Raw genomic sequence first — 1,105 nt, 5'->3', positions numbered from 1 at the left:
GCTGCCCGGAGGGTTGTTTTCTGCTTGCCAATTCCATGTCCCCTGGATGGCCGAATTACCCCGAACGAGGGTTGAGCAGCGCTGGAAAACTGCCGTAATATCGCTGCATGAGCGATTCTCCATCCGACATTTCCACCACCCTGATCCACCACCCCTACAAGCCCCCCGCCGGGTTTGACGCCATACCGCCCGGGGTCTACAAGGCCTCCACCATTGCCTTTCCGACAGTCGCCGCGCTGCGCAGCCGCGACTGGAAGCACAAGACCGGCTACACCTACGGCCTGCACGGAACCCCCACCACCTTCACGCTGGAAGAGCGCATCGCCACCCTGGAAGGGGGCAAATACTGCACGCTGGTGCCCAGTGGCCTGGCGGCAGTGGTGCTGGTTGGCATGGCGCTGCTTAAGGCCGGCGACGAACTGCTGATTCCCGACAATGCCTACGGGCCGAACAAGAGCTTCGCGCAGGGCGAGCTGGCCGCCTGGGGCATCACCCACCGCTTTTACGACGCGATGAACCCGGCCGACCTGGCCGCCAAGCTGGGCCCCAAAACCCGGCTGGTGTGGATCGAAGCGCCGGGCTCCATCACGCTGGAGTTTCCCGACATGCCGGCGCTGGTCGCCACCATCAAGGCGCACCAGAATGCCCACCCCGCCGGCATCGTGACCGCGCTCGACAACACCTGGGGCGCCGGCCTGGCTTTCAATGCATTTGACCTGGGGCTCGATATTTCGGTCCAGGCCCTGACCAAATACCCCAGCGGCGGTGCCGATGTGCTGATGGGCTCCGTCGTCACGCGCGACGAGGCGCTGCATCATCTGGTTCACTTTTGCCACATGCGCGTCGGCTACGGCATAGGCGGCAACGATGCTGAACTGGTGTTGCGCGGCCTGAACAGCATGGCCTTGCGTTATGCCGCGCAGGATGCCGCGACGCGGGAGCTGGCCGGCTGGCTGCAAACCCGGCCGCAAATCGCGGCCGTGCTGCACCCGGCCTTGCCCGGCTCGCCTGGCCATGAAACCTGGAAGCGCGACAGCAGGGGCGCCGCCTGCCTGATGAGTGCCGTCTTCAAGCCGGAGTTCACGCAGGACCGGGTGGACCGCTT

Annotated in this window: 1 protein-coding gene; it reads left to right on the top strand. The window is 65.2% G+C overall.

Annotated features, from left to right (window positions below):
• Positions 1 to 107 precede the first annotated feature (107 nt).
• Positions 108 to 1,105 (top strand): PLP-dependent transferase (locus tag AC1D1P_RS24000; RefSeq protein WP_477674741.1); only part of this gene is annotated, 998 nt, incomplete at its 3' end.

Source organism: Polaromonas sp. P1_E1_2 (assembly GCF_056406035.1).
Note: the sequence above shows the minus strand (reverse complement) of the source record. Positions and strands in the feature narration are given on the sequence as shown.